Raw genomic sequence first — 26,196 nt, forward strand, 5'->3', positions numbered from 1 at the left:
GGTTACCGATTAATATGCTTTGGCAAATACAACCGTATGCTGAGCAGGCTTGCCGCAGCAAATACAGGTCTCTTTCGTTTCTGACGGGTGGAACGGAATATTACGGCTGCCTGCGCCGGTCTCTTCCTTGACCTTATCTTCACATTCCTCAGAGCCGCACCAGCCTGCAAGCGCAAAGCCGCGTTTCTCCTCCATGGAATCCTTCATCTGCTCAAGAGTGTCTACGGAATAGAAATGATCCTCACGGAATTTCAGTGCCCGCTCGTACATTTCCTGGTGGACCTGCGCAAGCATGGCATTCACTTCTTCAACCAGGTTCTCCTGCTGAATGACCTTCTTCTCGCCGCTGATCCGGGATACGAGCACGCAGACGCCATTCTCCATATCACGCGGTCCAAGCTCCAGACGGACAGGGACGCCGCGCATTTCATATTCATTGAACTTCCAGCCCGGGGTTACATCCGCACGGTCATCCACACGCACACGGATTCCGGCGCTCTTAAGCTCACCAAACAGTTCGTCGGTACGTCCGATGACTGCTTCGCGGGTCTTAGGCGGTCCGATTGGAATCATAATGACCTGTGTAGGTGCTACCTTCGGCGGCAGAGCCAGTCCGCGGTCGTCACCATGTACCATGATGAGGGAACCGATCAGACGCGTGGTAGAGCCCCACGAGGTGGTGTGTGCATGTTCCAGTACATTCTCCCGGTTCAGATATTGGATATCAAAAGCAACCGCGAACTTGGTGCCCAGATAATGGGAGGTAGCGGCCTGAACAGCCCGTCCATCCTTCATCATCGCTTCAATGGAATACGTATCCACAGCACCGGCGAACCGCTCGGATGGCGTCTTCTGTCCGGTCACTACCGGAATAGCCAGAAAGGTCTCCACGAAGTCGCGGTAGTTATCAAGCATCTTCATCGTTTCTTCGCGTGCTTCCGTCTCATTCTCATGCGCGGTATGGCCTTCCTGCCAGAGGAATTCTGTCGTACGGATGAACGGCAGGGTACGTTTCTCCCAGCGGACCACGTTGGCCCATTGATTGATCAGCACGGGAAGGTCGCGGTAAGACTGAATCCACTTGGAATACATATGGCCGAACATGGTCTCGGACGTAGGGCGGATCGCCAGACGTTCTTCCAGCACATCGCCTCCGGCCTCAGTGACCCAAGGCAGCTCCGGGTTGAAGCCCTCCACATGCTCCTTCTCCTTCTGGAAAAAGCTCTCGGGAATGAACAGCGGGAAGTAGGCGTTCCGGTGACCGGTCGCCTTCAGGCGGCGGTTCATTTCCTCCTGGATATGCTCCCAGATTTCATAGCCGTCCGGTTTGAACACGATACAGCCGCGGACCGGCGAATAATCCATCAGGTCCGCTTTTTTGATAACATCGATATACCAGCGTGAGAAATCCTCGCCCTGCGGCGTGATCTCTGTAACGAACTGCTTGTCTTTGGCCATGTGAAGAAATCCTCCTATTATTCGCCCCTCAGATTGCACATTAGCTAAGAAGCCCAATCAAATGCATCACGGGATAAAAAAGATATGACATCCGTCAGCCGCTTATGAGGCGTAAAATATCATTATACGTAACAGCGATCATCACCAGGAACAGCAGGGCAAATCCTACAAAGTGGACCATGCCTTCCCTGCTCGGGTCCACCGGCTTGCCGCGCAGTGCCTCAACACCCAGGAATACAAGCCGGCTGCCATCCAGTGCAGGAATCGGCAGAAGATTGAAGATCCCTAGATACAGGCTGAGAATAGCCGCCCAATAGGTCAAATACTGAATCCCCTGCTGGGCAATCTGCCCGGTCAATTGGAACGTGCCTACCGGCCCGGAGATATCATCCATATTAAATTTGTTGATCAGCTGCTTGAAGCCGATAAAAATCAGCTTGGTGGTGTCGACCATCGCTGTACCGGACTTGGTAATTGTCTCCCCCACTCCGGCCTTGCGGGTAGGAAGCTCCGGCGTAATTCCAACCTTGCCGCCTTGCTCTCCTTCCATTCCACGGGGAATCATGGTCACATTCAAGGTCTCTTCGCCGCGCTTCAGCGTCCAGTTCATTTCTTTGCCTTTGGAGGCTGAAGTCAGCTTGATCATCTTCTGGTAATCTCCGCCGATGGCCTGCCCGTCCACAGTGACGACGATGTCGCCCTTCTGAAGACCTGCTTCCTGTGCAGGCATTCCTACGCTGACGTCACCGATCTTCACATAGGTCGGATTCTCCACCGGGATTCCGGCCATCTGCAGATGAAGTGCAAATAGCACAAACGCCAGAATGAAGTTCATCACCGGTCCGGCCAGGATCGCTATCGCGCGCTGGCCGACGGTTTTGCTGCCGAACTGGCGGTCCTTGGGCGCAATTTGCGTCTGCTGGGTGCCTTTGATCATCATCGCCTGCGGATTCACATCATAGGTGGTCACTTCACCATCGACATCAAGGCGGATTTTCAGTTCATTCTCCAGATCCGTGAACTGCGCTTCGCCGCGGATAACATTTCTGCGCGTATCCAGGGAATCAAGGTAAATATTCTTTACCTTGTTATCCTGGCCCAGCCGGACAGCAATGGTCTGCCCGGGGCCGATCTCAACCATCTCCGGGTCTTCGCCGGCCATACGGGCGTATCCCCCGAAGGGCAGCAGGCGGAGCGTGAACTGGGTTTCACCGCGTTTATAAGAGAACAGTTTCGGACCGAAACCGATCGCAAATTCCCGTACAAGAATTCCGGCGCGTTTGGCAAAATAATAATGTCCCCATTCATGGACAGTCACCAGAACAAAGAACATAAACACCGTTAAAAAAACAACTCTTACCATCTCCATAGCGCAACATTCCCCCTTAAGGTGTAAGACCGAAGTATGTCCTCTTAATTTATCATTATTCCAAGGCAGGGCACAAGAGAATCAACAGTCCACACCTATTTTTCAGGGTACAGCCATATTCACCGTTTCCAAAGGCCTCTTATCCCTTTACAGGACAGCCGCAAGCTCCCGGGAAGCTATATCGCTACTGTGAATCTGTTCCAGACCGGGGTTCGCTTCACCCTGATGACGCTGAAGCACTTCATCAATAATCTCATCAATCCGCAGGAAGGGAATCTCACCGCGCAGGAAGCGGGCCACGGCGACCTCATTGGCTGCATTGAAGGCTGTTGTGAATGTGCCGCCCGCTATGCCGCAGTCAATAGCCATCTTCAGCGCCGGATAGCGCTCATAATCCATCTCCCGGAAGGTCAGGCTGGCTACCTGAGCCAGAGACAAACGCTTCGCAGGAGACGGCCAGCGGTCGGGATAGGTGAGCGCATATTGAATGGGAACCCGCATATCAGGAGTCCCAAGCTGAGCAATAATGCTGCTGTCGCAGAACTCCACATAGGAGTGAATGATACTCTCCGGATGCAGCACCACATCAATCTGCTCATACGGAAGGGCGAACAAATGGTGGGCTTCAATAACCTCCAGGCCTTTGTTAACCATGGTTGCCGAGTCAATAGTAATCTTGGCCCCCATGCTCCAATTGGGGTGACGCAGTGCGTCCGCTACGGTAACATTCGTAAGCTGTTCACGCTTATAATCACGGAATGAACCGCCCGAGGCAGTAATGGTAATTGAAGCCACATCCTCACGGTTCTCCCCGTTTAAGCATTGGAAAATCGCCGAATGCTCACTGTCCACTGGCAGCAGCTTCACGCCTTTGCGTCCAGCCAGCTCTGTAACCAGATGTCCGGCGGTCACCAGTGTCTCCTTATTAGCCAGTCCAATATGTCTGCCGGCTTCAATCGCCGCCAGCGTAGACTGAAGTCCTACACTGCCTACAAGCGCAGTTACGACTGTCTGTGCATCGCCTCCGGCAGCAATCTCCACCAGACCTTCACTTCCGCTATACAGCTCTACACCGGCAGGCAGACTGGATCTGATCTCCTCTGCAAGCTCCTTCGTGGATACCGATACACGGCGAGGCTTGAAACGGCGGACCTGTTCCAGCAGCAGTGAAGTATTACTTCCCGCCGCCAGTCCATCGACTTCAAAAGCTTCCGGATGCATAGCTACCACATCCAGCGTCTGGGTACCGATGGAGCCCGTGGAGCCGAGAATACTAATTCTTTTCACAGTTGCTTTCCTTCTTCCTGTCGTTAATAGTAAGGCATCAGCATTACGATATGTACGAAAGGAAATACGATGATCCAGCTGTCGCAGCGGTCCAGGATGCCACCGTGACCCGGCAAGAGTGAGCCTGAATCCTTAATACCGTACACCCGTTTATAGGCAGATTGTACAAGATCTCCAAGCTGACCCAGCACAGCGCAGGCAATTCCAATCAGCAGCGCGCGTCCGATAGTCAGCAGATCAGGAACCAGTATAGCAAACACAATCGATATGACAGCAGAAATCAATACTCCGCCAAGCGCGCCTTCTATAGTCTTATTAGGACTGATCGCAGGCCACAGCTTGTTCTTCCCGAAGCTTCTGCCGACAAAATAGGCTCCAGCATCACTGCCCCATATACAGCACAGCAGCAGGATCGTCCAGAAGAGGCCATGGCCATCTCCCGCACTGCGGGCGATTCCCATATACGAGAACCCCATTCCTATGTAAACAATGCCAGTGAACATCATCGCGGTCATTTTGATATCAAGCTTATTCTTACTGAAGACAGTGACCAGCAGGAACAGCAGCAATACCAGCCATATCCCCTGTTCCCAGGAGAATAGCTTATTCGTTCCCAGGAGATCCCAAGGAATCATAAAGCCTACTACAGAGGCATAACCAAATACAGCAGTCAGCCCGAAGGTGGCTGTACCTGTCATTTTCACAAATTCATAATAGCCGATGAGGGCCATCGCAGTCAGCAACAGCTGATACGGCCAGCCTCCCCAATAGCATAACCCTAAAAACAAGGCCCCGGCAACAATTCCGGTGATCAATCGCTGCTTCAAAGAATCCCTCTCCCATCAGGCTACTTCAATCCACCATAACGGCGTGTGCGGCGCTGATATTCAGCCACAGCCTGCATCAGATGCGACTTGTCGAACTCCGGCCAGTACGCATCCGTAAACCAAAATTCACTATAGGCGATTTGCCACAGCATAAAGTTACTGAGCCGCATCTCTCCGCTCGTACGGATGAGCAGGTCAGGATCGGGTAATCCGCTGGATGACAATCTGTTGTCAATCAGCTCTGAAGTGATCTCTTCAGGAGACAGAATTCCTGCCTGGATATCCTTGCCCAGAGCGCGCATACAGTCCTCAATCTCTTTGCGACCGCCGTAGTTCAGAGCAAAATTAAGTATAAGTCCGGTATTGCTTAGTGTGCGGGCGACCGCTTCTTCCATCGCCTTGCGGGTATGGGAAGGCAAAGCCTCCGTGTTGCCCATTACGCGCACCTGTACATTCTTCTCAATGAGTTCATCCAGTTCAATAGCCAGGAATTCTACGGGAAGGCGCATCAGGAAATCCACTTCATCCTTCGGCCGGGTCCAGTTCTCCGTAGAGAAAGCGTACAGAGTCAAAAATTCTACTCCGAGGTCATTCGCTGCAATGGTAGCACGTTTGACTGCCTTCATCCCGTTCTGATGGCCCACAACCCGGGGCATACCGCGCCGTTTCGCCCAGCGCCCGTTGCCATCCATAATTATCGCTACGTGCCGGGGAATATTATCCGGTGAAATCTCGACTGGCTCCTGCCTGTCTTTACGGCTCAGCCATTCTTGAATCCGTTTGATCATTTCCGTTTCCTCCAAGCTCTTATCAGAAAGAGACAAACCCCACCATTAACGGAGGGGCCTGAAGTCTCATGAATTTCGTTATACTTCCATAATCTCTTTTTCTTTGGACAAGAGCACTTTGTCGACTTCAGCTATGAACTTATCCGTTGATTTCTGGATATCTTCCTGATGTCCATGTGATTCATCTTCTGAAATGCCGTTCTTCTCCATCTTCTTGATGTCATCGTTGGCATCGCGGCGGATGTTGCGGATCGCTACCTTAGCTTCTTCACCGAACTTCTTGGTGAATTTCACCAGCTCAGTGCGGCGTTCTTCGGTAAGCGGAGGAATCGACAGGCGGATGATCGTACCGTCATTGGCAGGTGTAATCCCGATGTCGGATTTCATAATCGCCTTTTCGATGTCTGACATTGAAGTTTTGTCCCACGGCTGGATCAGCAGGGTCCGGGAATCCGGTGTGCTGATGTTAGCCAGCTGATTGATCGGAGTTGGAGCACCGTAATATTCAACCTGGATGCGATCCAGCAGCGACGTCGAAGCGCGTCCTGCCCGCAGCGTTGCCAAGTCACGTTTCAGCGAGAGAATCGCTTTTTCCATACGCTCTTCGGCATTCTTCTTAACCGATTGTGGCATTTAATTTACACTCCCTTTAACGATCGTCCCGATTTTTTCGCCGAGAACGACGCGTTTAATATTGCCTTGCTCTGTAATAGCAAACACAATGAGCGGTATATTATTATCCATGCAGAGTGAGGAAGCGGTAGAATCCATAACCCCCAGGTTTTTGTTCAGAATATCCATGTAAGTAAGCTGCTCGAACTTAACGGCTGTGCTGTCCTTGAACGGATCTGCTGAGTAGACGCCGTCTACCTTATTCTTGGCCATGAGGATAACCTCGGCTTCAATCTCGGCTGCTCTAAGCGCTGCCGTAGTATCTGTCGAGAAGAACGGATTCCCTGTCCCTGCGGCAAAAATAACTACGCGGCCCTTCTCCAGATGCCGGATCGCCCGGCGGCGGATATAAGGCTCAGCAATCTGCTGCATGGCGATAGAGGTCTGAACCCGGGTAGGGACATCGATCTGCTCCAGAGCGTCCTGCAATGCCAGTGAGTTCATCACTGTTGCCAGCATTCCCATATAATCGGCTGTTGCCCGGTCAATACCGCTTGCACTTCCGGCGATTCCGCGCCAGATGTTGCCACCGCCGCATACAATCGCAACCTGAACTCCAAGCTCCACGACTTCCTTGACCTGCTCTGCAATAGAGATGATCGTATCGGCATCGATGCCATAGCCATTCTGTCCGGCGAGCGATTCACCGCTTACCTTAAGGACTACTCTCTTAAATACCGGTTGTTCCAATTATATACCCTCACTTTCTACAAAAGACGGAACACTACTTGTATGTGTTCCGCTCTTTTGATGCTTGCCTGTATTCAGTTCTTATTCAATGTCATGCAGTTATTATTGTTTTACTTGTGCCATAACTTCTTCTACGAAGTTGTCGACTTTCTTCTCAAGACCTTCACCCAGTTCGAAACGAACAAAGCGGCGGATGGTGATGTTCTCGCCAATCGTGCTGATTTTTTCATTCAGCAGCTGGGAGATTGTCTTGTCCGGGTCTTTAACGAAGGATTGCTCCATCAGGCAGTATTCTTCATAGAACTTGCTGATGCGGCCTTCCACCATTTTTTCAACGATCTTCTCAGGCTTGCCTTCGTTCAGCGCTTGTGCCTTAAGAATTTCTTTTTCCTTCTCTACGTCTGCAGAAGGCACTTCTTCACGGCGGACATACAGCGGGTTCGCTGCTGCGATTTGCATAGCGATGTCGCGTGCGAATTCTCTGAAGGAATCCGTTTTGCCTACGAAGTCAGTTTCGCAGTTGATTTCCACCAGAACGCCAATACGGCCGCCAGCGTGGATATAGGATTCTACAGTACCTTCAGTAGCAATACGTCCGGCCTTGTTCGCTGCTGCGGACAGACCTTTTTCACGAAGCAATTCTGCTGCTTTGGTGATGTCGTTGTTTGCTTCTTCCAGCGCTTTCTTACAATCGAGCATTCCTGCCCCTGTTCTTTCACGAAGTTCCTTCACTGCTTTTGCATCTACTGCCATTGTTATTCCCTCCAGGGTCATAGTCGTTGTCATACGCGGGCATAAAGCGGTACTTGCTTGCATTTTAAAAAAAGGGCAGTGAGAGGTTATCCACCTGCCAACCACCCTTTTCATTTAAGTTTATGTTTTATGTTCCGGTTACTACTTAAGCTGTAGTTGTGTCTTCGCCCTGATGAGCTTCAACAACAGCATCAGCCATCTTACCAGTCAAGAGCTTCACGGCGCGGATTGCGTCGTCATTGCCTGGGATTACGTAGTCAATTTCATCCGGATCGCAGTTAGTATCAACGATAGCTACGATAGGAATACCCAATTTGCGAGCTTCTGCTACTGCAATGCGCTCTTTACGCGGGTCAATGATGAACAGCGCGCTTGGAAGACCTTTCATGTTCTTGATACCGCCCAGGAATTTCTCAAGACGATCTTTCTCTTTGCGGAGAAGGATAACTTCTTTCTTAGGCAATACTGCAAAGGTACCGTCTTCTTCCCAAGCTTCCAATTTCTTCAGGCGGTCAATACGCTTCTGAATAGTCTGGAAGTTAGTCAGGGTACCGCCGAGCCAACGCTGGTTAATGAAGAACATACCCGAACGTTCAGCTTCTTCTTTTACGGAATCCTGTGCCTGCTTCTTTGTTCCTACGAATAGGATTGTGCCGTTGTCGCCAGCGACGCTCTTTACAAAGTTGTAAGCTTCCTCTACCTTCTTGACTGTCTTTTGCAAGTCAATAATGTAAATTCCGTTTCTTTCAGTGAAGATATATCGATCCATCTTTGGGTTCCAACGACGAGTCTGGTGACCGAAGTGTACCCCAGCTTCGAGAAGCTGCTTCATGGAGATTACTGCCATCTTCACACACCTCCTAAGTTTGGTTTATTGTGTGTCTCCTCCGCCGCGCGTCATCTTTCAGCAAGACTTTCTTCAGAAGAAAGCACCCCTTGTCGAAATCAACCGGCGTGTGTTTTAACACCGTCAATTAATATATCATATTAAAACAGCCTATGCAACGATTACTTTTTTACGGTAATCAGCTTGTCAATAATGGAGTTGATGCTCTCTCCCTTGGTGAAGCTGTAGCTGCCGTATTGAATGATAGTGTTCACCTTACGGCTGTTTGCCGTCTGGAGGAACTTGTTCTTATCCTCGATAACCCCGGCTTCCGCAAGCAGATCTGCCGTCTGGGCGAGCGTAATTCCAGTGGGAATCTTAAGAGAGATTACCCCGTCCACCGCAGCCACAGGCGCTTCAGGTGTGGCCGGAGCCTCTGTAACAGGCTCAGCAGTGTTCTGCGGCTGTGCAGGAGCTGAAGGCTTGCCCGGTGTCGCTGCGGCGCTTGGCGTTGCAGCCGGCTTGGGCGGGACAGCAGGCGTAGCTGCCGGCGTTGCTGCTGGCGTCACGGAAGCCTGGGCCTCGGCCGCTTCCTCCGGGGACGGCGTTGCTGTTGCAGCAGCTTCTGCCGGATCTACAACAGTCAGGTTCAGGCTAGCCGCTTGCCGGATCAGCTCTTCTTTGGTCAGAGGCGCCGTCCGTCCGGCTATCATCAGCTGCAGCAGCAGCGCGCCGGCGATCAGCCCGATCCCTAGTCCCAGCATAAAGAACCGGTTCTTCATCATACGGATTCCTCCTGCTGCGCAAGCTGCAGGATCAGCTGCACCTCGCCCCGCTGCAGACCGGCAGTCTTGGCGATAGAATCGATTGATTTCCCTTGCTCATGCAGCTCGAACAGCCGGGGATACCGCAGCTTGATGGAGCTGACGGGTCTTGGCTTAACAGGAGGTACTGCCTCGGCAGCCTGCTCCCTGCCCTGGCGCTTCTCCGCGTGTCCGGACGAGGCTTCCCGCGAGAAGGTTGCTGACAGCTGAAGCAGTCCCTTCTCTTCTGCGGTCAGCCGCGCATCCATCAGCAGCAGGCTCTTCTGCAGCTCGCCCACCTGCTCCCGCAGTACACCGATCTCTTCCTGCAGGGCCGCCTTATTGCTCTGTGACTGTGTCTTAATACTGCCCACCAGCTTCAGCAGCTCGGAGTTCTCATGCTCGATATCGGCCATGTAGAGCTCCAGAGCCGCCTCCGTCTCCTTCAGGCTCTTCTTCTCCGAGTCTTCCTTACCCGTCCTGGCCGGCAGCCGCAGGGCATAAACAATAGCAACTGCGCCTACCAGCACGATGTATACCCATGGTTCCAAGTGTGTAATCTCCTTCTGCGTTTAATTCATAGGATGCCTTAACTGCATTTGCGGTTATTCTGTCCCAATCAGAGACTGAAATCTATACGGTGCCCTTTATAAGGATGTTCGGCATCATGGGTGTTCTCCAACTTATCCGGCTTGCGCGGATGAGGCTGACTGCCAGAGCCGCTCCCCTTGCCGCCATCCCGCAGCGCCGATTCGGCAGACTCGTCAACCTCAGTGCTGCGCAGCGAGATTTCCTGGCTATGCTTGATATTCTGGCCTGCCAATTGCTGCTGGTCGAGTGCAGGACGCTGCTGAAGGTTGTTCTGAACTTTGCCCGCATCATGGGTACGGGGCAACGCAATTTGCAGTTCCACCGGTTTCAGACTCATAAGATCCCTCTTCTCCACTCATTGGTTACAGAATCAAGGAATAGCAGGCCGCCTCGGCTGCCTGCCTGATTATACATACGGTATTATGGATATATCCCCTTCACTGTAAATGAAGGATACCCGCTCCGTCGGGTCCTTGACGAACCTGGTATATCTGCCGATTACGATCTTAGAGCCTCCATAGATCGTCTTGACGACATCAACCTTAGCTCTGCCGGTGTCCTCCAGCATGCGCTCGATCTCCAGCACACGCTCTTTAATTCTCTTTTCATCACGCATATGGGATTGCTTGGTGGCATTAAGCTTGACGCGAAGCGCCACCTTATCGGGCGATAGCTGGCCATTGTTCGCCAGCTGATTAAGCAGATACAGCGCCTTATTGGTCTTGTCCTCATTCTCAAGAAGCTGCCGGAGCTCCTGGCGCAGTTCGTTGATCTCATTTCTCAGCTCGGGAACAACGCCCACTTCAATCGCTGTAGCTGTAGACATGGTATTGCCGATGGTACGGGCGATCACACGCTCGCCTGCCTGTACGATCCCCCCGACGATTAAGCCTTTGGCCCCGTTACACAGTACATCTCGGCCAGCCCGGATGCTGGAATGCATAATACTTTGGGAGACGATAATATCCTCACCGGCCACAACATTGCCATCCTGGATGAACGAGACCTTAACATTTTTACCGGCGCTGACGAGGCCTTTATTATATCCGATGATGCCGCCCGTAATCTCGATGGACCCGCCCGATATCAGCTCGGCCCCCTCTACCCCGCCGACCACCCGGATATCTCCTGCGGATTTGACGGTGAAGCCGGTAAGCACATTGCCGCGGATGACCACCGTGCCCACGAAATCAATATTGCCTGTGCTGTAATCCACATCACCATTGATTTCATACACCGGAAATACATTGATTTTGCCCTTGTCTGTCAGCGTGACCAATCCGTCAATCGCCGAATACATGGAGGTCTCTTCCTGATCCACCACCACATTCTTGCCTACCTTGAAATGAGCCTCCTTCCCTGCCCGGAACGGAAGCTCCTCCCCGGTTACCGTTCTGCCGCTCACACCGTTCTCTGCCGGAATAACCTTGGCAATAAGCTGGCCCTTCCTTACATTATGCAGCCGGACCAGCTCTTTGTAATCCACCCTGCCATCCTCTTTCTCCAGAGGCTTGCGGTCCTCCTCCATATCAACGGTCAGCACAATGCGGCCATCCTTACCGTTGACAGCAGGCTGTCCAATCGCGATCGGCACCCGGTTCCAGAAATATTCTTCCGGGTTGCTGCTAATCCGCTGCACAATATCATGCTGGATACCGAAACGAATATTGTGACTGGACAGGAAGCTCTCAAGGTCCTCGACCGAACAGGTGAAATTCTCATCCTTCTTGATGAACTGAAGGTAAGCAATCCCCTTATCCTCCGAAAAAGTAATGCTCAGGTATTGGCTCAATACATATTGACCGATCAATTTCTGCTCCCCCTTGTCACCGTCACCCGGTTAATCATTTTGCATTAGAAGGTCCCGGTTCTTCTCAAGTGTTCCTCTTAGCCGCAAAATAGCTTTGGAATGAAGCTGGGAGATTCGCGAAGGAGACAGTGACATCACTTCCGCAATCTCGCTTAAAGATAAATCCTCATAATATAAAAGGGACACGACGGTCCGTTCTTTCACTGTTAGTTTCTCGATGCCTTTGGTTAGCGTATCCCGCAGGTAGAACTCATTCACTTTACGGTCCGGATTCTTGGCCTTGTCATCTACCAATATGGACATTCGTGTCTCTGATTCTTCTTCACGTATAGGATCTTCGAGTGAACAGAGCGACATTACTGCGACATCCTGCAGCATCGTCTGAAACTCCGTTTCCGAAATATTCAGATACTTGCTCATTTCATCGTCACTTACCGATCTCAAATACTTCTGCTCCAGCTGCTGGTAGGCATCCTCGATTTTTTTCGCTTTTTCGCGTACGGATCTGGGAACCCAGTCACTTTGCCGCAGAGAATCAAGGATCGCTCCCCGAACCCGCCACGATGCATAGGTCTGGAATTGAAGCCCCCGCTTGTAGTCGAATTTTTCGATCGCATCAATGAGTCCCATGACACCGTTGCTGGCCAAATCGTCCTTGGAGACGTTTTTGGGCAGCCCTACTGCCAGACGGCTGGACACGTAATCAACAATATGGAGATAACTCTCAATCAGCTTTTTTTTAGCTTCAGGATCGCCGTGCTCTTTCCACTGCTCCCAAAGCAGGTCTGTTTCCGACTGAGTTGCTTTACGCTCGTTCAACGGCTTTCACCCTTCCCAAAGTTTAGTCAGCGGGCAAACATGCGGCGCAAGATGACGGACTTTCGCCGCAGCACTCGCTTATTCTTCTTTCAGGTGACGAACGGCCTTGGCCAATTCTTCAGGATCTTTCATAGAGACTAGCTTCGGAGGCTGCAAAGGCGTGAACCCCCCGGGCTCTTCACTGACCGCCTCCCGTTTTGGGGTTAGCAGGTCTTTGAGCTCCTGATCCTCTTCAGGTGTACTAATATCAAGCTTCCCGCCAAGAGACTCTCCGTTATCGAACAAACCGGCTTCCGGGTCTGAGGATTCTTTTCCGATAATAAAACCCAATACCCATCTCAGGAAGAAAGCAAGCACAAACCAGATAATAAATCCGTACAGGCCCCGGATCAGGCTGGTACCCAGCAGGTTCTGTCCGTTGTTCGCAAGGAAGGTTAGTACAAATCCGATCAGTCCGGCCACAATATTCAGTAATAGTTTCCTGCTCATGGCTAAATTTCCTTCGGGCCTTTTTGAACGCTGCGGATAAAAATCACTCCGGTATTGCAGGAGATTTCTATCGTGCGCCCATAATTGCCGCCCGTGTCCTCCGCGATAAGCGGAATATGAAGGCTCTCAAGAGCAAGCTTGCAGGATTCCACATTCCGAGGCCCGATCCTCATGGTGTCACTCCCTCCGGCAAAAGCAAACATCTGCGAGCCTCCGGCCATCTTGGCCACAATCCGGCTTCTAACCGCCCCCAGCCCCAGCAGGCGGGCCAAAAGCTCAGGCACAGCAGTATCTGCGAACTTGGCGATATTCAGCTGTCCCTCCCTGGCAATCTCTGACGAGGGCAGCATGACATGAGCCATCCCCGCCAGCTTTTTACCGGGATCAAACAGAGTCAGACCTACGCAGGAGCCAAGACCGGTCGTACGAATAAGGCTGTCCTGGCTGCCTACGTTCAGATCCGCCATACCTACTTTAATGATGCTCTGCTCTTCAATCATTGTCGAACGGTACTCCTAAAGCCTTGAATATTTTGGGGAACGATTCCGGATCGGGAATAAGGAAGAATTGTCCTTCAATTTCATTTTGGCCTTCTAAAAAAGTCGTATCGATCAGCAGCGCATCATCGCCCATCTGACCGAACTGCAGCAGCCCGTAACCAAGAATCGCTCCGGCCATATCCATTGCAAGCGCCGGCACGGTCGGATACATGGTCAGGGAGGTGAAGTCCGCCAGGGAAGAGAGATAAGAGCCGGCCAGAATATTGCCGATCTCGCTTAGTGCGGATAATTCCATCTCACTCAGCTCACCGCCGCCGGAGACTTCAATGCCGGCAATCCGGCTGAGCAGGTTGCTTGCCGCCTCCGGGGTAAGAATAAAGAACAGGTTGCCCGGGGCTTCACCTTCCACACGCAGGAATACCGCGTATACCAGCTCCTCCGCTCCGCCCACCTTATCAGTGATCTCCTCGAAGCTGAGCAGCTGTACCTTAGGCACGGCCATGTCAATCGGCTTATTGAGCAGCTGGGACAAGGCAGTGGCCGCATTACCGGCCCCAATATTCCCTACTTCCTTAAGCACATCCATTTTGAAATCTTTGAAATTCTTGAATAGCTCCATAGGCTAGCCCTCCAGGCTTTCCAGCTGCACGATTTCACTCTTGTTCAGCACTTCAGACAGGTTAAGCATAATCAACAGACGGTCATCCCCAATTTTGGCTACCCCATCCAGATACTTCGCCTTGATGCCCCCTACAACATCCGGCGGTACATCGATAATGTCACGGTTCAAGTCGATGACATCATTGGCTGAATCGACAATGAAGCCTACTTCCATCTCATTCACATTGACGATAATGATCCGGGTCTGGTCGGTGTGCTCCGCTTCTTCGATACCGAATCGTCCGCGCAGATCGATAACCGGAATCACAACACCGCGCAGATTGATCACACCTTTGATAAAGGAATAGGTCTTCGGTACGCGGGTAATCGGCATCATACGTTCAATCGTCTGGACCTTCTCTACTTCAATGCCGTATTCTTCAGTGCCAAGCTTGAATACAATTACTTTGATATCTTCAGCCATGGAATGACCCTCCCTGTTCTAACCTGATTATTTGATAAAAGCATTCGGATCGATAATAAGCGCTACCTGTCCGTCTCCAAGAATCGTGGCTCCGGAAATTCCCTGCACCTCTGGGAGATACTTGCCGAGATTCTTGATTACAATTTCGTTCTGGCCAATGAAGTCCTGCACAGCCAAAGCAACCAGCCGTTCTCCCTTGCGGACAACCACGATCTCCGTCTCCTCTTCCGTGCTTTCATCATAGTCCGGAATGGAGAAGATCTTGCTCAGGGAGACCAGCGGAATATGGCTGCCCCGGAACTCCAGCATCCGGTTGCCGTGAATGGTGCGGATCTGGGATTGCTTCACAATTCCAGTCTCCACGATGGAAGAGAGCGGAATGGCATATTTCTCTGAGCCAAGCCGAACCAGCATCGCTGCAATGATCGACAGGGTCAGCGGAAGCTGAACGGAGAAATTCGTGCCTTTGCCCGGTGTGGAATAAATGGTGACGTTACCGCCCAGGGAAGAGATTTTGGATTTGACCACATCGAGACCCACGCCCCGGCCCGATACGTCAGAGATGACCTCAGCTGTACTGAATCCAGGCGCGAAGAGCAGCTGGTACGCTTCGTCATCTGTCATCGTGCTTGCCTGCTCTTGGGTAATCACACCCTTTTTGACAGCAGAGGCTAAGACGTTCTTCGGATAGATGCCCTTGCCATCCTCTTCAATCTCGATGAACACATGATTACCGCTGTGGAAGGCCCGGAGCTGGACGGTCCCGGTCTCCGGCTTCCCGGCCGCAATCCGGTCTGCAATGGATTCAATCCCGTGGTCAACCGCATTGCGCAGCAGATGCACCAGCGGATCGCCAATCTCATCAATCACCGTACGGTCAAGCTCTGTATCTGCTCCAGTGATGATTAAATCCACCTTCTTGTCCAGCGATTTCGCCAGATCGCGGATCATCCGCGGGAACCGGTTAAATACGGTGTCTACCGGAACCATGCGGAGCTTCATTACGATATTCTGCAAATCTCCGCTCACCCGGCCCATATGCTCGACCGTTTCAGTAAGATCGCCGTTCTGCACCTCGGAGGCCAGCTGCTCCAGCCGGACACGGTCAATCAGCAGCTCGCTGAACAGATTCATCAGCACGTCCAGCCGCTCAATATCCACACGGATGGTCCGGGAAGGCGACGGCGCTCCTCCTGCCCGGGCCGGGGCTGCTTTGCCGTTCTCTTCCTTGGGATGCAGAGAAGCCGCAGGGGAAGCATTACCGGCAGCAACGGGAGCGGCTTCCTGCACCGGAGCCGGAGCGGGCGCTTCAGCTGTAGCTGCCGCAGTGTCTTGTCCCATTTGGCGAAGTGACTCCTGATCAAGCGCCACAGCGGTAACCGCTTCGATCTCTGACAGATTCAGAATCATCTTCTGAATCTCACTTGCATCCTTTTGGGTTATGTAGTAGAGGGAGAATCCGTAATCGAATTTCTCCTGCTCTATGTCCTGAACCGAAGGGAAGGATTTCACGACTTCTCCTGAACGCTCCAGAAGGTCGAAGACCATGTAGGCACGTACGGCTTTGAGCTGACAGTCCTTACGGATCGCCACATCCACATACAGCACCTGATGGCCTTCCTGAAGGGATTGCTCCAGCACGGAGTACTGGAATTCATCCAGGAACACCTGGGCCGCGCTGGCATTGCCGGACGCAGCGGCAGTGACTTCAGCAGAAGCATTGCCGGCAGAAGGGACCTCTCCGCGTACGATGGCTTGCAGGGAAGAGACAATCGCTGTTACATCGGCCTTGCCCGCTCCCCCGCCGGTGATATCCTCCACCATGGATTCCAGCGCATCAATACTTTGGAACAGGGTATCAAAAATGAAGTCCTGCATCCGCAGTTTGTTATTGCGCACCAGATCGAGCACGTTCTCCATTTGGTGCGTAAGCGAAGCCAAATCTTCAAACCCCATTGTAGCCGCCATACCTTTCAAGGTATGGGCGGAGCGGAAAATCACCTGAACAATACTCAGATCCTCCGGATTCGCTTCCAGCCCCATCATGCTCTCGTTCAAAGACTGCAGATGATCATTTGACTCATCAATAAACATGGATAAGTATTGGTTCATGTCCATGAGCGGGTACCTCCCCTTCGAGTTCGCTATTCCATTATTTAACGGCTTGTACCAGCCTTGGAGCAATTTCTTGCAAAGGCAGGATGTGTCTTACACACTTCAACTCTACTGCAGACCTCGGCATTCCGTATACCACACAGGTTTCTTCACTCTCTGCAAAGGTTGATGTCACCCCCGAATCATAGAGTGCTTTCATCATACGTGCCCCGTCGCTGCCCATCCCCGTCATAATGACGGCATGACGTTCCAGCGAGGTAAGCTGCAATACCGATTCAAACAGTGTATCTACAGAAGGACGATGTCCATTACGGATCTCTTCCTTAGTAAGCTCTATCATGTATTGGCCGCCAGGCGCAGGAACCACTGTCAGGTGATAGCCCCCGGGGGCAATATACGCCGCACCCTGCCGGAGAATCATACCGTGCTCCGCTTCCGCGACCTCCAGCGCGCTGAAGGTATTCAGACGCTGGGCCAGCGACTTGGTGAAGTTAGGCGGCATATGCTGGACAATGACAATCGGTGCCGGGAAGTCACCGGGAATGTTCTCCAGGAACGCCTTCAGCGCTCTCGGACCTCCGGTTGAGCAGCCTACAGCAACCAGCTTGCGCACGCTCCGGCCTCCGCTTGCCTGGCCTCCTGTTGCTCCAGGAGGTTCTGCGAACGAGCCTGCAGCAATTTCAGCAGCCGCCCGTTGTCCAGCCCATCCGGCGCCCGGCGCCTCCTGGGAGCGGCCTTTGAACCTCTCGGGAGCCGGTTTAGGCACTGCCGGCGCTGGCTTGACTACCCGCTTCGCAGTGGGCGGCTCAGTGCGGGCTTCCGGCTTCCGTTTGTCAGCAGGCGGTTCAAGCGGCGCCCTGACCCTCGGCTTCTCCGTGCCCAGAAGCGGCGCTTTATCCGCTTCTTTCTTGGACGGCTCCAGCTTCCTTCTTACCGGTTCCACAACAGCCCGCGGAGCAGGCGGTTCAGCAGCGGGAGGAGGAGGCTCAGGCGATTTGACGGCGGAAGCGCGGGCTTCACGCCGCTCGCGCGCCAGCATCGCTTCCTTCATCTGCTCCCGGAGGGACACTCCGACAGCGATGATATCCTGGGAGTTTGAAATGGACGGCTTTCGGATGAAATCGAAAGCCCCCCACTCCAAGGCCAGAATCGTCTCCTTCATCCCCTCTTCATTGATGCCGGACAGCATAATCACCGGGAGCGGACGCTCGGCCATGATACTTTTGAGCGCCTCCAGGCCATTCATCTCAGGCATCTCCACATCCATGGTTACGAGATCCGGACGAAGCTCGTTAACCTTCTCAATCGCCTCGCGTCCGTTGGCAGCTGTCGCTGTGACTTGAAAGTCGGCATCATTCTCTATTAAATCGGAAATGATCTTGCGCATGAATGCAGAATCATCAACAACCAGAACTTTATATGGCCTCATAGCTTTTCCACCTCTGTGCCTCAAATTCAGAACAATTATCTGTTTCGTTTCAACCACTTGCTGATGAATCCCTTGATGCCTTGAACTTTAGCGGTTTCTACTGAATCCACAGCCAGATAGCTCTGCGCAAGCCTCTGCACATCCCTGGCTGCAATACTGTTCGGAAAAGCCACTGAGAATGGAATTTGTTTCTTAACGGCCTGTACTACATGCGGATCACTGCTGATGTAACCGAGGAAGGGAAGCTCAAGCTGCAGGAACCGGCTGGCCGCCATCCGGATTTTGTCACTGGTGGCCCGTGCCTCCCGTTCATCCCCTGCCTGATTGACAATCAGCCTGAACGAAACCTCAGGATGCGCATTATGAACAACCTTCATCAGAGCATATGCATCTGTAATTGCGGTAGGCTCAGGCGTGGTCACCACCAGGCAGTCATCGGCAGAAGTGATGAATTTCATCGTTTCCTTGGACAGCCCCGCCCCTGTGTCGAACAGGATGAAATCCATGGTATCGGCAATGCTTGCAATCTGTGTGGTAAAGTAATTCAGATCCGCCTCCGATAGTGTGAACAGCTCGTCCATCCCGGAGCCCCCTGCAATGAAGGGCAACGCCTGCGGTCCGAGCTGAATGATCTGTCCGATATCCGCTTCCCGCTTGAGCAGGTGGTACAGATTGTATCTGGAGGAGACACCCATAAGGACATCAATATTGGCCATGCCGATATCGGCATCGAACAGAAGCACTCTCCGTCCCATGGCCTTCAGTGCAAGCGCGAAGTTAAGGGTGAAATTCGACTTTCCGACTCCCCCCTTCCCGCTGCATACCGTGATGATCCGGGCGGAGGCACCGCTTCCGGGAGCCTGCCTTGTATCCTGGCTGGAGACCAGCCGTCTTAATGCCTGCGCCTGGTCCATCACCCGCCCCCTGTTCCCAGCAGCATGCCGCCAATCTGCTCCCCTGTGGCCATAAGAAGATCATCAGGAACATTCTGTCCGTTGGTAATATAAGAGAGCTTCAGCGGATAATCATTCAGGACATTGAACAGCGGGCCGTAGCTCCCCGTTTCATCCAGCTTCGTGAATACAACCTTATCCAGCTGGTATCTGCCGAAGTGCTCCGCGATCTTTTTCATATCGCGGCTTTTCGAGGTCAGGCTCAGCACCAGCAGGGTCTCGCTCTTAAGCTCCTTGGCCAGCAGGCTCTGCAGTTCTGCCACCAGCATTTCATTGCGGTAATTCCGTCCGGCGGTGTCCATTAACACCAGATCACAGCTCTCCAGCCGGAACATCGCCCGCTGCAGATCACCCGGCGACTGGACAACCTCCAGCGGCATGTTGAGAATGGAAGCGTAGGTTCTAAGCTGTTCAACGGCAGATATCCGGTAAGTATCCGAGGTAATCAGCCCAACCTTGCGGCCCTGCTTGAACAGCTGCTCCGCTGCCAGCTTGGCAATCGTTGTCGTCTTGCCGACCCCAGTCGGCCCGGCAATATATACAATCCGGGTATCCGGGGCAATACCGCCGGCAATGCGTCCTGACAGAAAACCATCAATCTGCTCTCTGAGCACAGCCTCGAATTGCTCCGGCCCCCAGCTGCTTCCTTCCTCACGGTAACGCTCCAGAACATGTCCGATCCATTCCTCTACGAGAACAGCGTCAGTCTCCTGGTCAATCAGGCGGCTGCGTAAGGATTCCAGCGCATCAGGCAGCTCGGCTGCCCCTGAGGAATAACGTGCGATACGTTCCATCCACTGCTTCATATCCCGGATCTCCCGCAGAACATCGCTTTCAGTGGGAGCAGTATGCTCAGGTTCAGACTGCTCTGTTGCAAGCGATTCATAGATCGCTGCAAGCTTCTTCCGGTTCTCCTCCGGCTGCGGTCCAGACGGCAGGCCTGCTGCAATATCCTCAGTGCGGATATCCGGCGGTTCCGTCTTGGCTACAGGCGGCATCACAGCGACGCCTCCGCCCTGCTCCAGCGGATCAGCCAGCGCTGCGGCAATCTCGGCAAACGACTTGGCTGCTGCCGCATCTCTTACCGTCACAGGCGGCGGGAGAGGAGGAGCAGCGGCTGAGGCAGCCTTCTGATAGGCCTCTGGCACTGCATTTCGCGGTACATTCATGGGCGGTGCAGGAATCTTCTCCTGCGCGGCCGCCTTTGTACCGTTCTCCACAGCAGCCACAACCTCAATCTTCTTTTTCGTGAACATGCCCATGAATCCGCCAACCTTTATTTCTTTGGTGCTTAAAATAACGGCATCGCTTCCAAGCTCGCTGCGGATCGAATGCATGGCGTCAGGCATCGTATCGACCACATAACGCTTCACTCTCATAAGTTCACCACCCCGACGCTTTGAATTTCAATGTTTGGCTCCAGCTCGCTGTAGGAGAGCACCGGGATATCCTGCATGGTTCGCTCAATCACCTGGCGCAGATACATGCGAATCGTTGGAGAGGTTAGTACAATCGGCTGCTGGCCGGATTGCAGGAGACGGTTGATCTGCTCCGTAAGCCGCTGATAGACGGTTTGGGTAGATACCGGATCGAGCGCCAAGTAGCTGCCCTGCTCCGTCTGCTGCACGCTCTCGGAAATTTTTTTCTCAAGTCCGGGGCCTACGGTAATGACACGCAGGGTCTCCCCCGTCTGAGAGAACTGCTGGGTAATCTGTCTGGAGAGGGATTGCCGCACATATTCAGTCAGAATGTCAGGGTCCTTGGTATACGTGCCGTAATCGGCAAGCGTCTCGAAGATGGTGACCAGATCGCGGATGGATATTTTCTCCCGCAGCAGCTTGCCCAGCACCTTCTGAATATCCCCGACGGCAAGAATGGAAGGGATCAGCTCGTCCACCAGCACAGGATAATTCTCCCTGAGGTTGTCGACCAGCTGCTTCGTCTCCTGACGGCCCAGCAATTCGTGTCCATATCGTTTGATCAGCTCGGTCAGATGTGTGGCTACAACGGAAGGCGGGTCAACCACGGTATAGCCGGATAATTCAGCCCGCTCCTTCACCGACTCATCGATCCATAGGGCAGGCAGCCCAAAGGATGGTTCAATAGTCTCAATCCCGCTAATCGACTCATCATCATAACCGGGGCTCATGGCGAGATAGTGATTAAGTAATAATTCACCGCCGCCAACGTTATTTCCTTTAATTTTGATGACATATTCATTCGGTTTTAGTTGAATATTGTCGCGAATACGAATAACCGGCACGACAAGACCCATCTCCAGTGCACATTGCCGTCGAATCATGATGATACGGTCGAGCAGATCGCCGCCCTGCCCCGTATCCGCCAAAGGAATCAGACCATAACCAAATTCGAATTCGATCGGGTCCACCGTAAGCAGATTGATGACACTTTCGGGACTTCGCACCTCTTCGATCTGCTTCTCCTCGACCAGTTGTTCATCGGCAATCTGCTGCCTGCTGGCCTTCTGCCCCATACTGTAAGCCGCGTAAGCCATCAGCCCTGCCAAAGGAAGCGTGGACAAAATCGTAATCGGGGTAAAGAAACCCAGAAACGCAATTGTCGCAGCCACTATGTATAGAAGCTTCGGATAAGACAGCAATTGTCCGGTCAGATCCTCGGCCAGATTGCCTTCCGAAGCCGCCCGGGTAACGATCAGACCGGAAGCCGTGGAGATCAGCAGGGCGGGAATCTGGCTGACCAGACCGTCACCGATGGTCAGTACAGAGTAGGTTGAGAGTGCTGTCTGGAACGACATGCCGTGAACGGTCATACCGATAATGAAGCCGCCGATCAGGTTGATAATGAGGATGATGATACTGGCAATAGCGTCACCTTTGACGAACTTACTCGCACCATCCATGGCTCCGAAGAAATCCGCCTCGCGTTCGACATTACGGCGGCGTTCCCGTGCCTGCTGCTCATTGATCATCCCCGCATTCAGATCCGCATCAATACTCATCTGCTTACCGGGCATCGCATCCAGTGTGAAGCGGGCGCCTACCTCGGCCACGCGCTCAGAACCCTTGGTGATAACAATGAACTGAACCACAACCAGGATCAGGAAGACAATGAACCCGATCGCGATCTGTCCCCTGGCAATCCAGCTTCCGAAGGTCGCTACGACCTCCCCGGCATGGCCATCAGCCAGAATCAGCTTGGTTGTGGACAGGTTCAGCGCTAAGCGGAACAGCGTGGTGATCAGGAGCAGTGAAGGAAATATTGAGAACTGCAGCGGATCTCTGGTATTCATAGCGACCAATATAATGGTCAGGGCTATCGAGATATTGATAATTAACAGTACATCCAAAAGCCAGACAGGGATGGGCAGAATCATCATCAGCACGATACCGATAATGCCCAGTAGAACTGTTAGATCTTTAGCTTTCAATGTCCTTAACCTCCCCCGGCTTATCTCCTCTTGCCTTTAAGCTTGTATACATAGGCCAGCACTTCGGCAACTGCCTGGAACAGATCAGCCGGCACTACATCACCGATCTCCGCTCTCTGGAACAATGCCCGTGCCAGCGGCTTATTCTCCATCGTTACAACACCATGCTCCTTGGCCAGCTCCCTGATGCGGAGTGCCACATAATCCTGGCCCTTGGCTATAATCTGAGGAGCCTCCATTGTGGAACCGTCATACTTCAGGGCGACTGCAAAGTGGGTCGGGTTCGTGATGATAACATCGGCCTTGGGGACCTCCTGCATCATCCGCTGCATCGCCATTCTGCGCTGACGTTCCCTGATCTTGCCTTTGATGATGGGGTCGCCCTCCATCTTTTTGTACTCATCCTTAATGTCCTGCTTCGACATCTTGAGACTCTTCTCATGCTCGTATTTCTGATAGATATAGTCCAGTACAGCCATTATAAAAAGAGCCGCTGCAATCTTGATGCCCAGGCTCATGGTCAGCTTCGCAACGAAGCTGTATGTCCCTTCCGCATCGACATGCGAGAGACGTGAAAAGCTCTCCTTCTGTCCCCAAAGCGTACTGTAGACCAGATAGGCAATCAGGATGAGCTTGAAGACAGATTTGAGGAACTCTACTACGGAACGCATGGAAAAAATATTTTTGAAGCCTTTGATGGGGTTGATCTTGCTGAACTTAGGCGTAATTCCTTCGCCCGAAGCCATAAAACCTACCTGTGCGAAGTTGGCCACAAGCGCCAGCAAGAAGGTGATGCCCAGCAGCGGAGCGAGCAGAATGAGGATCTGCAGCCCGTACTGGTTGAACAGCGCCGAGATATTCTCCGGTGTTACCTCAAGCATCATCCGGTTCTGGAATACATCTGTATACAGCTTGATAAACCGTTCTTTCATGAAGCCGCCGAAGACACTCAGTGACAGCAGCGCCGAGAAGAGGACCACTGCACCTGACATTTCAGCACTTTTGGCAACCTGCCCCTTCTTGCGGGCATCCTGCCGTTTCTTCGGAGTGGCCTTCTCTGTCTTATCTCCCCCGAACAGCTGAAGGTTCAGTTTGTATCTTGCCTGTTTTGCCAAGACAATCTCTCCTTACCGTAGCCTAAGGGCTCTTCCCAATGAGGCCAAGCAGATTGTGCATGGACTCGAACATAATCTCGAAGAGATTCTGGAACAGCGCAGCCAGCCCCGGCATCAGTATAAGAAGCAGCGCCAGACCGATAATGATTTTGAGCGGAACACCGATGACAAACACATTATATTGCGGAGCCGTTCTCGCCAGGAAGGCCAGGCCTACATCCGTCAGGAACAGTGCAGCGACCAGCGGAGCCGACATTTGGAAGGCCAGCATAAAGGATTGGGCAAAGGTGCGGATCAGAAACTCCGACAAGCTTCCGCCGATCATTTTGAGGAACAGATCATTATCTATCGGCACCCATTTATAGCTGTATACGATAGCATCCAGCAGGTAGTGGTGGCCATTCATGCTCAGGAACAGCAGCAGTGCAATCATATACTTGAAGTTGCCGATAATCGGTGCCGAAGCCCCGGTCATCGGGTCAATGACGTTCGCAATCCCGAACCCGATCTGAATATCGATAAAAGAGCCCGCAGTCTGAATCGTCATAAACATCAGGTAGGCGATAAACCCAAGCAACAGCCCGATTAATGCCTCCCTGATAATCAGGAGGATAAACCCCAGATCCTGCGGAACCGTAATATTCATGCTGCCTGAGCTGAAGATGACCATGGACACAAAAAAAGACAAACCGATTTTGAATGTTGCCGGCACGCTTTGTGACGAAAAGACAGGAACGACAACAAAAAAGGCGGTAATTCGACAAAAAATCAACAGAAAGACAGGAAAACTTTGCAGCAGGGTCTCTATATTCATAGTCTCAACCGATATACATATAGAGACTGCCCAGAATTTGACTGGTGAAATCCACCAGCTTCGTTATAATCCACGGACCGAACAGCAGTAGAGCAAGCAGTACGGCAACGATTTTGGGAACAAACGCCAGGGTCTGCTCCTGAATCTGGGTCGTGGCTTGAAAAATACTGACGATCAGTCCTACCACCAGACCAAGAATCAGCATGGGGGCGCTGGTCTCCAGCACTAAATATACGGCTTGGCCGGCCAGACCGATAATAAACTCCGCATTCATCCCATGTGCCTCCTCTTACAAGTCAGGTGTTAAAACTCAGCAGCAGTGATTTGACTACTAGGTACCAGCCGTCCACCAGCACAAAGAGCATAATTTTGAAAGGCAAAGATATCATGACCGGCGGCAGCATCATCATCCCCATGGCCATCAGGGTGCTGGACACCACAATATCAATAATAAGAAAAGGAATAAAAATCATAAAGCCCATGGTAAAAGCCTTCTTCATCTCGCCGATTGCAAAAGCAGGTACCATTACTGTTAAAGGAATATCATTATAGCTGGCTGGCTTCACTGTAGCGTTATTGCCGGTATAGTTCATGAACAGCAGCAGGTCCTTCGTGTTCGTCTGCTTGAACATAAACTCCTTAATCGGTTCCTGCGCTTTGTTCAGTGCTTCGCTCTGGGTCAGGGTGCCCTTCATATAGGGCTGTAAGGCCGTCTCGTTCACGGTTGCCAGCGTCGGCGACATAATGAACAGGGTTAAGAATAGAGCCAGTCCTACAAGCACCTGATTCGGAGGCATCTGCTGTGTACCAAGTGAGGTTCTTACGAACCCAAGTACGATCACGATCCGCGTGAAGCTGGTCATCAGCACCAGAAATGAAGGAGCAATGCTAAGCACCGTTACCAGCAGCAGGATGGAGATGGAGCTTGTCCCTCCGCTTGGGGCATCGTTGTCCCCCACCGAGATATTGATATTAGGAATCGGGTCAGCCTGAACCGGATGCAGGAGCAGCACACTGAAAATACCAAGCAGCAAAAAAGAAAGAATCAGCTTTTTTTTCATAAATCCTCCGACTCTTTCCTGAGATCCTCATCCCTGCGCAGTTCCTCCAGCTTCTCTTTGCGCTCTGGCGCCAGGGCAAGCTTGGATTGCAGCGTCTCATAGAAAGACGAAGTCTCATGAATCTCAATTTCCTGGGACGGCACCTCACCGCGCAGCTTGGACTTGATTTTGGCGATAAGCGGTGCCATGAAGTTGTCCGTTCCTGAGGCCTGGTCTTCAAAAGCGGATATAATCAGCGCCACCTCTGCCGGATCGGTGATCTTATCCATCATGGTGATGTCCTCGCCCACTCCGATCAGATAGAGGCTGCCGCCCAGCTCAATGACCTGAACCGACTTATTCGGACCCAGCCCCAGCGCACCCAGCGTACGGATGGAACGGCCGCTCATCAGAGTCTGATTGCGGCGTCCCAGAAAACGGATCAGCAGCACGATAAGAATAACAATGACTGCCAGAAAAAAAACAACCTTCAATAAATTCAGCAGGGCATTACTACTGTCTCCGAGCGTTCCGGAAGCAAATAACATACCTCGT

28 protein-coding genes are annotated in these 26,196 nt (G+C 52.4%); all 28 read right to left on the reverse strand.

All coding sequences use genetic code 11. The features are described 5' to 3' along the window. Nucleotides 1–9: 9 nt before the first annotated feature. Nucleotides 10–1,458, reverse strand: coding sequence for a proline--tRNA ligase (gene proS, locus MKX51_RS17465; protein WP_036724718.1), 1,449 nt, complete (start codon nucleotides 1,456–1,458; stop codon nucleotides 10–12). 94 nt (nucleotides 1,459–1,552) lie between these two features. Beyond that, the gene (rseP, locus tag MKX51_RS17470; RefSeq protein ID WP_076078643.1) at nucleotides 1,553–2,827 is read right to left on the reverse strand and encodes an RIP metalloprotease RseP; all 1,275 of its coding nucleotides are present in this window, start codon (nucleotides 2,825–2,827) and stop codon (nucleotides 1,553–1,555) included. Between the two features lie 147 nt (nucleotides 2,828–2,974). Further along, nucleotides 2,975–4,114 (reverse strand): 1-deoxy-D-xylulose-5-phosphate reductoisomerase, encoded by a 1,140-nt coding sequence (locus tag MKX51_RS17475; protein ID WP_036724716.1) that lies wholly within the window; start codon nucleotides 4,112–4,114, stop codon nucleotides 2,975–2,977. Nucleotides 4,115–4,137: 23 nt separating this feature from the next. Continuing rightward, nucleotides 4,138–4,941: a phosphatidate cytidylyltransferase gene (locus MKX51_RS17480; RefSeq protein ID WP_340993278.1), complete on the reverse strand. Its 804-nt coding sequence runs from the start codon at nucleotides 4,939–4,941 to the stop codon at nucleotides 4,138–4,140. A 20-nt stretch (nucleotides 4,942–4,961) separates the two neighbouring features. After that, complete coding sequence (locus tag MKX51_RS17485; RefSeq protein ID WP_340940097.1) at nucleotides 4,962–5,729, reverse strand: isoprenyl transferase; 768 nt, start codon at nucleotides 5,727–5,729, stop codon at nucleotides 4,962–4,964. A gap of 78 nt (nucleotides 5,730–5,807) precedes the next feature. After that, nucleotides 5,808–6,362: a ribosome recycling factor gene (frr, locus tag MKX51_RS17490; RefSeq protein ID WP_036724711.1), complete on the reverse strand. Its 555-nt coding sequence runs from the start codon at nucleotides 6,360–6,362 to the stop codon at nucleotides 5,808–5,810. Continuing rightward, a complete protein-coding gene (gene pyrH / locus MKX51_RS17495; protein WP_076078638.1) occupies nucleotides 6,363–7,091 on the reverse strand; it encodes a UMP kinase in 729 nt (242 codons plus the stop codon). It lies immediately after the preceding gene. A 102-nt stretch (nucleotides 7,092–7,193) separates the two neighbouring features. Then, nucleotides 7,194–7,844: a translation elongation factor Ts gene (gene tsf / locus MKX51_RS17500; RefSeq protein WP_036724710.1), complete on the reverse strand. Its 651-nt coding sequence runs from the start codon at nucleotides 7,842–7,844 to the stop codon at nucleotides 7,194–7,196. Nucleotides 7,845–7,989: 145 nt separating this feature from the next. Next, nucleotides 7,990–8,691, reverse strand: a complete 702-nt coding sequence (rpsB, locus tag MKX51_RS17505) for a 30S ribosomal protein S2 (protein ID WP_036692565.1) — start codon at nucleotides 8,689–8,691, stop codon at nucleotides 7,990–7,992. 161 nt (nucleotides 8,692–8,852) lie between these two features. Further along, the gene (locus MKX51_RS17510; protein WP_340993279.1) at nucleotides 8,853–9,455 is read right to left on the reverse strand and encodes a hypothetical protein; all 603 of its coding nucleotides are present in this window, start codon (nucleotides 9,453–9,455) and stop codon (nucleotides 8,853–8,855) included. Next, a complete protein-coding gene (locus tag MKX51_RS17515; protein ID WP_340993280.1) occupies nucleotides 9,452–10,024 on the reverse strand; it encodes a hypothetical protein in 573 nt (190 codons plus the stop codon). The genes MKX51_RS17510 and MKX51_RS17515 overlap by 4 nt, the downstream gene beginning before the upstream one ends. 68 nt (nucleotides 10,025–10,092) lie before the next feature. Then, entirely contained in the window at nucleotides 10,093–10,401 is a 309-nt protein-coding gene (locus MKX51_RS17520) for a hypothetical protein (protein WP_340993281.1), read from the reverse strand. 69 nt (nucleotides 10,402–10,470) lie between these two features. Continuing rightward, nucleotides 10,471–11,874, reverse strand: coding sequence for a DUF342 domain-containing protein (locus tag MKX51_RS17525; RefSeq protein ID WP_340993282.1), 1,404 nt, complete (start codon nucleotides 11,872–11,874; stop codon nucleotides 10,471–10,473). A 30-nt stretch (nucleotides 11,875–11,904) separates the two neighbouring features. Next, on the reverse strand, nucleotides 11,905–12,693 hold the full coding sequence (locus MKX51_RS17530) for a FliA/WhiG family RNA polymerase sigma factor (protein WP_339310136.1): 789 nt from the start codon (nucleotides 12,691–12,693) through the stop codon (nucleotides 11,905–11,907). A 78-nt stretch (nucleotides 12,694–12,771) separates the two neighbouring features. Further along, the gene (locus MKX51_RS17535) at nucleotides 12,772–13,182 is read right to left on the reverse strand and encodes a hypothetical protein (RefSeq protein WP_340993283.1); all 411 of its coding nucleotides are present in this window, start codon (nucleotides 13,180–13,182) and stop codon (nucleotides 12,772–12,774) included. A gap of 2 nt (nucleotides 13,183–13,184) precedes the next feature. Next, nucleotides 13,185–13,682 carry a chemotaxis protein CheD gene (locus MKX51_RS17540; RefSeq protein WP_036724701.1) on the reverse strand — a complete coding sequence of 166 codons (498 nt, stop codon included), beginning with the start codon at nucleotides 13,680–13,682 and terminating at the stop codon, nucleotides 13,185–13,187. Beyond that, a complete protein-coding gene (locus MKX51_RS17545; RefSeq protein WP_339310138.1) occupies nucleotides 13,675–14,301 on the reverse strand; it encodes a chemotaxis protein CheC in 627 nt (208 codons plus the stop codon). Before MKX51_RS17545 ends, MKX51_RS17540 begins: the two co-directional genes overlap by 8 nt. Before the next feature lie 3 nt (nucleotides 14,302–14,304). Continuing rightward, on the reverse strand, nucleotides 14,305–14,766 hold the full coding sequence (locus MKX51_RS17550) for a chemotaxis protein CheW (protein ID WP_036692546.1): 462 nt from the start codon (nucleotides 14,764–14,766) through the stop codon (nucleotides 14,305–14,307). 27 nt (nucleotides 14,767–14,793) lie between these two features. Further along, nucleotides 14,794–16,884 carry a chemotaxis protein CheA gene (locus MKX51_RS17555; protein ID WP_340993284.1) on the reverse strand — a complete coding sequence of 697 codons (2,091 nt, stop codon included), beginning with the start codon at nucleotides 16,882–16,884 and terminating at the stop codon, nucleotides 14,794–14,796. A 34-nt stretch (nucleotides 16,885–16,918) separates the two neighbouring features. Then, nucleotides 16,919–18,310: a protein-glutamate methylesterase/protein-glutamine glutaminase gene (locus MKX51_RS17560; protein WP_340993285.1), complete on the reverse strand. Its 1,392-nt coding sequence runs from the start codon at nucleotides 18,308–18,310 to the stop codon at nucleotides 16,919–16,921. Nucleotides 18,311–18,345: 35 nt separating this feature from the next. After that, on the reverse strand, nucleotides 18,346–19,227 hold the full coding sequence (locus tag MKX51_RS17565) for a MinD/ParA family protein (protein ID WP_340993286.1): 882 nt from the start codon (nucleotides 19,225–19,227) through the stop codon (nucleotides 18,346–18,348). Next, complete coding sequence (flhF, locus tag MKX51_RS17570) at nucleotides 19,224–20,642, reverse strand: flagellar biosynthesis protein FlhF (protein ID WP_340993287.1); 1,419 nt, start codon at nucleotides 20,640–20,642, stop codon at nucleotides 19,224–19,226. The genes MKX51_RS17565 and flhF overlap by 4 nt, the downstream gene beginning before the upstream one ends. Then, nucleotides 20,639–22,672, reverse strand: a complete 2,034-nt coding sequence (gene flhA / locus MKX51_RS17575; protein WP_340993288.1) for a flagellar biosynthesis protein FlhA — start codon at nucleotides 22,670–22,672, stop codon at nucleotides 20,639–20,641. The genes flhF and flhA overlap by 4 nt, the downstream gene beginning before the upstream one ends. Nucleotides 22,673–22,692: 20 nt before the next feature. Further along, nucleotides 22,693–23,787, reverse strand: coding sequence for a flagellar biosynthesis protein FlhB (gene flhB / locus MKX51_RS17580; protein WP_339310144.1), 1,095 nt, complete (start codon nucleotides 23,785–23,787; stop codon nucleotides 22,693–22,695). 22 nt (nucleotides 23,788–23,809) lie between these two features. Beyond that, nucleotides 23,810–24,601: a flagellar biosynthetic protein FliR gene (gene fliR, locus MKX51_RS17585; protein WP_339310146.1), complete on the reverse strand. Its 792-nt coding sequence runs from the start codon at nucleotides 24,599–24,601 to the stop codon at nucleotides 23,810–23,812. A 4-nt stretch (nucleotides 24,602–24,605) separates the two neighbouring features. Beyond that, nucleotides 24,606–24,875 (reverse strand): flagellar biosynthesis protein FliQ, encoded by a 270-nt coding sequence (fliQ, locus tag MKX51_RS17590; protein WP_036692523.1) that lies wholly within the window; start codon nucleotides 24,873–24,875, stop codon nucleotides 24,606–24,608. A 22-nt stretch (nucleotides 24,876–24,897) separates the two neighbouring features. Continuing rightward, a complete protein-coding gene (gene fliP, locus MKX51_RS17595; protein ID WP_339310147.1) occupies nucleotides 24,898–25,662 on the reverse strand; it encodes a flagellar type III secretion system pore protein FliP in 765 nt (254 codons plus the stop codon). Beyond that, on the reverse strand, nucleotides 25,659–26,189 hold the full coding sequence (locus tag MKX51_RS17600) for a flagellar biosynthetic protein FliO (protein ID WP_339310149.1): 531 nt from the start codon (nucleotides 26,187–26,189) through the stop codon (nucleotides 25,659–25,661). Before MKX51_RS17600 ends, fliP begins: the two co-directional genes overlap by 4 nt. Between the last annotated feature and the right edge of the window lie 7 nt (nucleotides 26,190–26,196).

Source organism: Paenibacillus sp. FSL M7-0420 (assembly GCF_038002345.1).
GTDB lineage: Bacteria > Bacillota > Bacilli > Paenibacillales > Paenibacillaceae > Paenibacillus_AQ.